This window comes from Microcystis sp. LEGE 00066, from assembly GCF_015207925.1.
Taxonomy (GTDB): domain Bacteria; phylum Cyanobacteriota; class Cyanobacteriia; order Cyanobacteriales; family Microcystaceae; genus Microcystis; species Microcystis ichthyoblabe_A.
In genome coordinates, this window is record NZ_JADEVX010000229.1 from 1 (window position 1) to 5,861 (window position 5,861).

Annotated in this window: 6 protein-coding genes and 1 pseudogene; 2 read left to right on the plus strand and 5 right to left on the minus strand. The window is 40.9% G+C overall.

The annotated features are described in order from the left end of the window. Positions 1 to 267: 267 nt before the first annotated feature. The gene (locus IQ224_RS20915; protein WP_002739236.1) at positions 268 to 1,047 is read right to left on the minus strand and encodes a type II secretion system protein J; all 780 of its coding nucleotides are present in this window, start codon (positions 1,045 to 1,047) and stop codon (positions 268 to 270) included. Between the two features lie 189 nt (positions 1,048 to 1,236). Beyond that, positions 1,237 to 1,368: a hypothetical protein gene (locus tag IQ224_RS24705; RefSeq protein ID WP_002747984.1), complete on the minus strand. Its 132-nt coding sequence runs from the start codon at positions 1,366 to 1,368 to the stop codon at positions 1,237 to 1,239. Positions 1,369 to 1,469: 101 nt separating this feature from the next. On the opposite strand from IQ224_RS24705, the pseudogene gloA reads away from it, so the two are divergent. Beyond that, a pseudogene (gloA, locus tag IQ224_RS20920) lies at positions 1,470 to 1,880 on the plus strand (lactoylglutathione lyase). A 160-nt stretch (positions 1,881 to 2,040) separates the two neighbouring features. Then, the gene (locus IQ224_RS20925; RefSeq protein ID WP_002747980.1) at positions 2,041 to 2,508 is read left to right on the plus strand and encodes a CYTH domain-containing protein; all 468 of its coding nucleotides are present in this window, start codon (positions 2,041 to 2,043) and stop codon (positions 2,506 to 2,508) included. 24 nt (positions 2,509 to 2,532) lie between these two features. Here the strand turns inward: IQ224_RS20925 and nusB are convergent, their stop codons facing one another. From nusB to hemJ, 3 genes are all read right to left on the minus strand, one after another. Then, positions 2,533 to 3,186, minus strand: a complete 654-nt coding sequence (gene nusB, locus IQ224_RS20930) for a transcription antitermination factor NusB (RefSeq protein ID WP_002747978.1) — start codon at positions 3,184 to 3,186, stop codon at positions 2,533 to 2,535. 137 nt (positions 3,187 to 3,323) lie between these two features. After that, complete coding sequence (locus IQ224_RS20935) at positions 3,324 to 4,787, minus strand: DNA phosphorothioation system restriction enzyme (protein WP_002747975.1); 1,464 nt, start codon at positions 4,785 to 4,787, stop codon at positions 3,324 to 3,326. 340 nt (positions 4,788 to 5,127) lie between these two features. After that, a complete protein-coding gene (gene hemJ, locus IQ224_RS20940; protein WP_002747974.1) occupies positions 5,128 to 5,715 on the minus strand; it encodes a protoporphyrinogen oxidase HemJ in 588 nt (195 codons plus the stop codon). Positions 5,716 to 5,861: the final 146 nt, after the last annotated feature.

Genomic DNA, 5,861 nt, shown 5'->3' on the forward strand with positions numbered 1-5,861 from the left:
GGTGTGGGGTGTGGGGTGTGGGGTTTTACCGATTTTGAGGTAGTCAGTTGCCTAATTTTCAGGGAAAAAGTACCTGAATTTTGCCCCCGATCCCCGCAATGGCTAGCACTTTTTGAGGGAAAAAAAGTCTAAAAGTCTTATCCAACAAGGTTTTTAGATTTATTCAGCAAGCCCTAAGTTAGATTTTTTAGACCGGGATCATCCTTCTCTATTTAACCTCATTAGCAGAAACGATCGGAGCCTTGAATAACTTGAGAGGAAAAATACTTAATTGGTAGCTCTGGGGGAAACTCTGGTGCTGACAGAGTATTTAACTTTATCTTTATCGGTATCTCCAGTAGTCAGATTTACCTCAGCGTTGGCATTCAAAATCACTTGATTACCACCCGCGCGAATACAGGCATAAAAACCGTCCACAGTATCTGCGGGGATTCGGGTAAAACCCGTAGGACAATTGGGGTTATTAGCAGCCGCTGCTAACCTATCGGTGACGGGGGAAGGTATCCAAGAATTAATATCATAGTTGCCATCTTCGTCCAAGTTTGGACCATAGCGCCACAAGACTAGACCGGTCAAGCTATCTTGAGTCCGACTGTTTTGGGTATAGTAAACGATCTGGTTGGGGAGCGGCTGACTGAGATCGTTGGGGTTAGGAATTTGGAAAGCAAGAACTGCTCGCGCTTCTTCTGTTCGCGCTTCTTCAGGCACGCTCTCGATCGCCGCTGCCGTGGCTTCAGAATCAGCGATAGTTTTTGCCCGTCTCACTTCATCTGAAACAAACTCTAGAGTACGATTAAGATTATTTTGGATTTCAGTACCAGCATTAGCTCGATAGTTACTTCTGAGCAGGTTAGTTACGCCAATTCCCGCCACCGAGATGGCAATCAGCATCATCGAACTTGCTAGTAAAACCTCTGTAATTGTAAAACCTGCTTGTCGAACCAGTTGGTGAGCTTGTCGAACTGGTTGGTGAGCTTGTCGAACCAACCGAGCGGATTTTTTTGGTAAACGGCCTAGGTGATTGATGTACCCTAAATAAAAACGCATAGTTTTAACCCGTGCCAATTTCTCTGTTCTGTACCCCCCTAAATATTTGGTATTTATTGCAGTCACAGAGGTTTTATTCAACTATCGGTCAATCAACTCAAAAGGAGTTTTCAGAAACCACTGAAAACTTACTACCACCTACTGCCTTCAAAATTTCCCTAGAAAACTCCCGATCAAAAATTTCTTGACCTAACTAACTTCACCACTAACCACATCATAGCCTAAAAAAATTCCATAGATAGTAATTGAACTATGGCCAGAGAGCTGATTTTGTTCACAGCTATTATGGGAGTAAGTGGTTTTACAGCTAATTCTGTACATTTGTATTAGTATAATTGTTGACCCTCAAGGAGATAAGAGGGCCCAAGGACTGGTTACAATCAAGGATAGGTAATTTTTCGATCGATGTCATCTAAATAATCATGCGTCTCTTACACACCATGCTCCGGGTCAATAACTTGCAGGAATCTCTACAATTTTACTGCGATGTGCTAGGAATGAAGTTATTGCGCCGGAAAGACTATCCCAATGGTCAATTTACCCTCGCTTTCGTCGGTTATGGCGATGAGGCTAATCATGCTGTCATCGAACTGACCTATAATTGGGGAGTCGATCACTACGAAGTCGGCAATGCTTACGGTCATATTGCCCTAGGCGTGGATGATATCTATGGCACCTGTGAGAAAATTCAATCTCTTGGTGGCAATGTCACCCGGTAACCAGGCCCGATGAAACACGGTTCTACGGTGATTGCTTTCGTGGAAGATCCTAATGGCTACAAGATCGAGTTAATTCAACTAGGAACCCAGGGTGCTGCCGTGGCCACGGCTTAAATTTATTGTCGTCAAAAACTTAAGTAGCTGGTTATAATTAAGTTAAAAATGGATTTTAGGTTCGATCCCCCCTGCCCCCCTTGATAAGGGGGGTGCCGATGCCCCCTTAGTCCCCCCTTAATAAGGGGGGCATCTGAAAGTTTTTAATGTCTACCTACTTATGTCTGTTGAAATTGAACGGAAATTTCTGGTTAAAGGGGATCACTGGCGATCGCTTGCGACCAGCAAGTTGTATCGTCAGGGATATATTCCTACCCAAGATGGATTGACAACCGTGCGGGTTCGTGTGGTTGGAGAGCGGGGTTATTTAACCATTAAAGGCAAGACTGAGGGCATTAGTCGTCAGGAATTCGAGTATGTAATTCCCCTAGAAGATGCGGCGCTCATGTTAGAAAACCTCTGTAAAAAACCTTTAATTGAAAAGATTCGTCATCGCATTTGTCTGGATAATTTAACTTGGGAAGTTGATGAATTTTTGGGAGACAATCAGGGTTTGATTATGGCTGAAATTGAGTTAGAACAAGAGGAGCAAGTCATTACTATTCCTGATTGGATCGGGGAAGAAGTCACGGGAGATGAGCGATACTACAATATCAATTTACAGAAATTTCCCTATAAAATGTGGTGATTGTAGTATTAATTTCTTTCGGGGTCAACTCTGGGTAGATACGGCTTTTTCTGCTTCGTTTAGCTTATTGGTTACCCGTCGGAGAACGCCATTAATAAAGCGATAACCTTCATCATCAGAATAACGTTTGGCTAATTCGATCGCCTCATTAATCGCCACTTTTTGAGGTATATCGAGATAGAGCATTTCTGCCACGGCAATTTGCAGGATATCTCGATCGATTCTTGGTAAACGATGCAGTTGCCAATCCACTAAAGCACCGGTTAATTCCTGTTCAATTTCCGCACGACGACGATAGACTGTACCGATTAATTCTAGGGCATATTCCCGCACTTCGTACTGACTAGATAACTGGACAATTTCGGGAAAATCTATCACGGTTCCTAAACGATTAATGGCATTGTGGGTAAGAGAAATTGCCTCTTTTACCATAGTTTGGGCGCTTTTTAGATTTGTTGCCTTAGTATCACTAGCGAGAATCCGTTCATTACCACGACTAATTTCAGCAGCAGCGGTTTCTAAGGTTTCTTGAATTTCTAGGGTTAAGGTTCTAACTGCGACTAAAATTAAATCGTTTAAAGTTTGCTGTTCTAGGTTTTCAGGATTGCCTTTAATCTGACTTAAACTCAAAAGGGCAAGTTCTCGAGCAATGCGACGGGGTTGTTGACGGGGAGGCATAGAAGTTTAGAAGGAGAGGAAAGAAAATTATACAACTTTATCGATCGCTATCTGGTTAGGTTGATTTTTCTCGGCGATCAATTCTTGTCCAACTTCTATTTTAGCATAAAAGCTGCCAAGATTTAACTTTTCAAGTTTTAATTAGATAAAAGACAATATCTATCTTGAATCTCCCCTAATTTAGTCTCAGCTTCTTGAGCATTAATAGCTAATTGAGCAAACTCTAGAAAGCGTTTTAATTCCTTGCGTAATAAATTCCTTTCTACTTCCCAGGTTTCTCGATCTAAGGTGGGTGGCATAACGATCATATCAAATAAAGTGGCCTGTTTTTTATCGGGATGGGGGCGCAATATTCGCCCGCGACGCTGAATAAATTGGCGAGGATTACCACTACTAGCCAGAATGACTGCGTTTTGAATTGATGGCAGATCTACTCCCTCATCTAAACATCTAATTGCCACTAATCCTTGTAGATAACCCTCCTCAAATTGTTGGCGAATTTTTTCTCGTTCTTCTAGGGAAGTTTCTGCGGTGTAGGTAGCAACTCGATAACCTAATTGATTGCCTAATAAATGAGTAACTGCCTCCACCTGACGACGATAATTAGCCGTATAATTTTCTACATAACCATCCCCACAATAAAATAAAGTATGATCCGTATCTAAACGCTCTTGCATCAATTGTTGTAAAGCCTGTAATTTATTACTCGCTGAACCAATTAATCGCGATCTTTGCATTAGCAATGCTGTTAAATTTTCATTGCCATTTAAATTACTATTTTTCTGCAAAGTCCAGCCAATTTTCTTGGTCAATTTTGCGTATAATAAAGCCTCATTATCGGTTAATTCAACCAAGACTGGATGATAAAAATAATTAACTAAAGCACCTTTGATAATAGCATCAGCTAGGGTAAATTCTGGTTGTAGAATTTGCCCAAAATAATCAAGAATAGCGTCGGTTCCTTCCTCATCAAAATATCTTTCAGGAGTGGCGGATAAAGCCAATCTTAGACCTAAAGAACGGGGTAATAATTCTTCTAATCGGGGGGAACCTAAATTATGGGCTTCATCACCAACGATTAAAGTTTTATCGGGAAAAAATTTAATTTGTGATTGAAAACCCTCGCTAATAAAAGTTGAGTTAGTAGTTAAAATAGTGACAAATTTTTGATTACCCGCTTGCACATTATATAATTCTGTGGATAGTTGACTTTGCCATGTGTGGACACTTTCGTAGGCTAAAATCGGTTTAAGATTAAATTTTTCCGCTTCTCGTTGCCATTGATTGACTAGGTGACGATAGGGACAAATTACTAATAATACTTGCAGTTCTATCGCTTCATAAAGTTCCACGGCAATAGCTAAAGCAGTAATAGTTTTACCGCTGCCGGTGGCCATTTTTAAAGTTCCCCTTCCCCGATTACGAAACCAACTGATAATCGCTGTATTTTGGTAGTCTCTCAATTCTAAATCGGGGGGAATTCTAGGAATACCAGAGGGATTAACTCGATAGAATCCTCGCAATTCAGCCACTTGCTTGAGCTTGCGAGAACTCAGAAAATCCCTAGTTATTTTTTCCCAATCTATCCAGCAACTATTCATAGGACCTCTTGTAAAAATCAAAAATTGTTGTTAGGGTTAGTAGTCGGTCGTCAGTAGATTGTTTTTATTTATAGCGTTTCCTGTTCGCAAGAGGTTTATAATACTAAATCCTGTTTAAAAGGTATAGGATGGTGGGAAGTGGGAGAAACAATCCACAGCTTGGCAGTTCATCACAGTATTATAAATAGTTTTGGTATAAGTTTAAAAATAGCAAAAAGTCAAAAACCTAAAAACTAAAGGTTGCTCCCTATACAATTGGGATGGACTAAAAAGACCATCCCATAGCCGTCAAACCACTCTTAACTGTTATCCTAGAAACCTAGGCAAGGATTAGGATAATTTACCTGGTCGCTACTTCTTCTTTTTGGGGAGTATTTTGCCGAAGTTTTTCTTGATCTTTGCGACGTTTTTTAGCATAAAGTTGGATTGTCACTGCCATTAATACCACTAAAGCTACAATTAACCAAGTGGTCAAATCGAGGGGTAATTGATTCTTAAATACTGCCAAAAGGACAATAACGACCAATAACAGGGTTGGTGCTTCATTTAATGCCCGAAATTGCTGTCCCGTCCAATTACATTCCCCTTTTTCTAGCTTCTTCATGATGCGACCACAGTAGAAATGATAGAGCAGTAAAAGAGCCACAAAGGATAATTTAATATGTAACCATCCCGATTTTAAAATTTCCGGTTCTGTGGAGATTAAACCGATCGCCATGGCCACGGTGACAATCATCCCCGGTGTGGTGATGATATTGTAGAGTCGCTTCTCCATGATCTCGTATTGTGCTTTCAGAATAGCTTGTGCGGGTTCTGTTTGTGTTGCTGCCTCCGCATGATAGACAAACAAACGTACTAAATAAAATAGTCCCGCAAACCAAACAACTACCCCAATCAGGTGAAATGCTTTAAACCAATAGTAAGCCATAGTCTATATTGTGATGTGAGTCCCGAATTAATTAGTCTAAGAGTTATCTATACTTTCCCAGACTATCCCTATACAAAAGTTTAGACGGAAAATAGGGGTTGCGGGTTGGGGAGCAGGGAGAGGGGAGAGGGGTGTAGGGTGTGGGG